This is a genomic window from uncultured Marinobacter sp., assembly GCF_963974375.1.
Classification (GTDB): domain Bacteria; phylum Pseudomonadota; class Gammaproteobacteria; order Pseudomonadales; family Oleiphilaceae; genus Marinobacter.
Genome location: NZ_CAXBDN010000359.1, coordinates 1 through 3,246 on the forward strand (window position 1 = coordinate 1; position 3,246 = coordinate 3,246).

Annotated in this window: 4 protein-coding genes; 3 read left to right on the forward strand and 1 reads right to left on the reverse strand. The window is 58.5% G+C overall.

Annotation, left to right across the window (positions count from 1 at the left end; genetic code table 11):
- The 3 genes from AAC035_RS19965 to AAC035_RS19975 all read left to right on the forward strand — a co-directional run.
- The coding region (locus AAC035_RS19965) for a DUF3524 domain-containing protein (protein ID WP_339806872.1) at positions 1–884 on the forward strand (884 nt) is incomplete at its 5' end.
- 55 nt (positions 885–939) lie between these two features.
- Entirely contained in the window at positions 940–1,491 is a 552-nt protein-coding gene (locus AAC035_RS19970; RefSeq protein ID WP_339806873.1) for a DJ-1 family glyoxalase III, read from the forward strand.
- A 37-nt stretch (positions 1,492–1,528) separates the two neighbouring features.
- On the forward strand, positions 1,529–2,221 hold the full coding sequence (locus AAC035_RS19975; RefSeq protein ID WP_339806874.1) for an SDR family oxidoreductase: 693 nt from the start codon (positions 1,529–1,531) through the stop codon (positions 2,219–2,221).
- A gap of 74 nt (positions 2,222–2,295) precedes the next feature.
- Here AAC035_RS19975 and mntP read toward each other — a convergent pair whose 3' ends face one another.
- A complete protein-coding gene (gene mntP / locus AAC035_RS19980) occupies positions 2,296–2,859 on the reverse strand; it encodes a manganese efflux pump MntP (RefSeq protein WP_339806875.1) in 564 nt (187 codons plus the stop codon).
- Between the last annotated feature and the right edge of the window lie 387 nt (positions 2,860–3,246).

The following is a 3,246-nucleotide window of genomic DNA, read 5'->3' on the forward strand; positions in this document are numbered from 1 at the left end:
CCTCCATAACCGACCTGGCCACACTGAAGGGCCTTCATCCGCAGCTGGCTCGCACACCCTGTGTGCTCTACATGCACGAAAACCAGTTTGCCTTCCCGGTCTCCAGCAAGCAGCAATCCAGTGTCGATCCCCAGATGGTGAATTTATACAGTGCCATGGCAGCGGACTGCGTGGTGTTCAACAGCGCCTGGAACCGGGACAGCTTTCTGAGCGGGGTGTGGGAGTTTCTCGAGAAGCTGCCCGACGGGGTTCCAGACGGGCTCGTCGCCAGTCTGCGGGACAAGTCCCGGGTGATTCCGGTGCCCATCGAAGACCGGTTGTTCGCTGATCAGCAGCGGGACATTAACGGGGCCTGCCCGCACCTGCTCTGGAATCACCGCTGGGAATACGACAAGGGACCCGAGCGCCTGTTGAAATTGCTGCAGGTTCTGGATGAGCGCTCGCTGCCCTTTCGCCTGAGCGTGGTGGGCGAGCGATTTCGCAGTCACCCCAAGGCGTTTGAGCAGATTCATCAGCAGTTTGCAGACCGCATTGAGCACTGGGGTTTTCTGGAAAACCGGCAAGACTACGACCAACTGCTGACCCGCGCCGATATTGTTGTTTCAACGGCCTTGCACGACTTTCAGGGGCTGTCGATGCTGGAAGCCATGGCCTCCGGCTGCGTGCCGCTGGCCCCGGACCGGCTTGCCTATCGCGAATACGTCCCGGAGTTATGCCGCTACGCCAGCCATGAACAGGACGCTCAGGCAGAAGCGGAGGCCGCTGCGGATTGCCTGGCAAATCTTGTCCGGCAACGACCACCCCGATGTCAGCCTGATGCCTGGCGTGCGTCAATATTGGCAACAGAATACCAGACGCTATTTGACGGGATGATCCAACCGTAGCAGAGTCTTCAGAACAGGCCAGTTCCAACATCAGCATGTTCGCGGAGATCCCGATATGACCCAAACAGCCCTGGTTCCCATTGCCGATGGCAGCGAAGAAATTGAAGCTGTCTGTATTATCGACCTGCTGCGGCGGGCCGGAGTGGAAGTCACCGTAGCCAGCATTCACGATTACTCCACCATTACCGCGTCCCGCCAGACCCGGGTTACCGCTGACGCATTGCTCAAGGACTGCGCACATCAGCCCTGGGACCTGATCGCCGTGCCGGGTGGCATGCCCGGGGCCCGCAACCTGTCCGAATGTGGCCTGCTGATTGAGCGCCTGAAACAGCAACGGGACGACGGCCGGCTGTACGCTGCAATCTGTGCGGCGCCAGAGCTGGTGCTGGCCACCCACGGCCTGCTGGAAGACCGCGCGGCCACCGGGCATTCGGAGTTTCGTGACGGCCTGCCCGACCAAAGCCGTGTTGGTGAGCGGGTAGTGGTGGACCAGAACTGCATCACCAGCCAGGGACCGGGCACCGCGCTGGAATTCGGTCTGGCCCTTATCGAACAACTCTGCGGGCGGGAAACCCGTGACACGGTGGCTTCCCGCATGATGTTGTAATCTTTTCATACGCAATCGGATCAAGGAGATAAACGTTATGGCAGACAAACCTGTAATCCTGATAACCGGAGCTTCCAGCGGCATAGGTGCAGAGACTGCACGAGCGGCCGCGAAACAGGGCTACCGCCTGGTGCTGGCGGCTCGTTCAGAAAACAAGCTGGCGGGGCTTCAGAGTGAATTGGGCGGCCCTGATAAGGTGCTGACGGTTCAGTGCGATGTGCAGAGTGGCGACGACCAGCAACGCATGGTCAGCCAGGCCATGGAGACGTTTGGCCGTATTGACGTGGTCTTTGCCAATGCCGGGCGCGGTGGTGAACCGGGTGGCTTCAGCAAGGCCGATCCGGAGATCTGGAAAGACATGATTCTCACCAATATTCTGGGGGTGGGACTGACCATCCAGCACTGTCTTCCGGCACTTCGGGAAAGCCGGGGCCACCTGTTGCTGACGGGCTCCGCCGCGGGCCGAACCACCATTCCGGGATCCATGTACAGCGCCAGCAAGTGGGCGGTTTCCGCCATTGGCTATGGCGTTCGCGAAGAGCTTCGGGGGTCGGGCATCCGGGTCACGCTGATTGAACCGGGCATGGTCGACACCCCGTTCTTCGATCAGCCACCGACCCATGCGCTCAGGTCGGAAGATATTGCCAACGCGGTGATGTATGCCATTGCGCAACCTGCCCATGTGGACGTGAACGAAATTCTGGTGAGGCCGACACCGGCTGTTAAATAGGCATTACAACGGAGCTGATGATCAAAAGGACCAGCCCTGGATTGCCCTCGGAGGCGGTATTCCTGGAGATTGGCTCAAGGTTGCAGGTGGCTCGACAATATCCATCCACCTACCGCAATAAGTGTAAGGCCGCCAAAGATTTCGGCCCGGTGACCTAGTATGGAGCCCACGACTCGTCCCAGCAGGACACCTATGGTCACCATGATTGTGGTGGCCAGACCGATCAGTCCTGCTGCAAGCCAGATGTTGACGTTGATAAACGCCAGGCCAATGCCCACAGCCATGGCATCCATGCTGGTGCCGATTGCCGTGAGGGAAACCTTGAGGAAAGACTGCCTGGAGGGCTTTTCCACCTCTTCACCAGCCGGTTTCAGGCCCTCGTGAATCATGTGCAAACCAAGAGCGACCAACAGGGAAAACGCAATCCAGTGGTCCCAGGCCTCAACATAGGACGAAGCCGACTTACCAATGAGCCAGCCAATCAGGGGCGTTATGGCTTCGATCGATCCAAAGATAAGCCCCATTCTCAGAGCTTCTGCAAAGCGGGGTTTGTGGAGACTCGCTCCTTTGCCGATCGCAGCGGCAAAGGCATCAGTGGACATGGCAAAGGCAAGCAAAAGGAGGGCAATCGGGTTCATCAGATCAGTTCCGGTCAGGCATCATGAGTCAACGATAAATCCACACGCCGGATCTCAGACATGGACATAACGATGGTCTCGCCAACCGAGTGGTGTTCGTGCCATGGCATGTGGCCAGGTATGTTGACACGGACTCTTCCGACGATCGGAAGCAGGCTACTCCCAACGAGGGGGAACCTTAGCAATCATTCTCAAAGATGACAAACGCATGTGGCCTATTCCTGCTAACAATTCAGCCCGGCCCGGGACGCTCAGTGCTCTTGCTCAGGCGTAGACTGATCCGCACCATCAACGCTGGCTTTGGCTTCAGCCAGCAACTACCTCGAATAACGCCCCAATTCCGGCCGTAATTGCCATTGCCAAGGCTCCCCATATGGTAACTCGCCT

What these genes read in the sequence shown, in the direction of transcription:
- mntP (WP_339806875.1), bottom strand. Translation starts at nt 2,859, where the DNA reads ATGAACCCGATTGCCCTCCTTTTGCTTGCCTTTGCCATGTCCACTGAT.
- AAC035_RS19970 (WP_339806873.1), top strand. Translation starts at nt 940, where the DNA reads ATGACCCAAACAGCCCTGGTTCCCATTGCCGATGGCAGCGAAGAAATT.
- AAC035_RS19975 (WP_339806874.1), top strand. Translation starts at nt 1,529, where the DNA reads ATGGCAGACAAACCTGTAATCCTGATAACCGGAGCTTCCAGCGGCATA.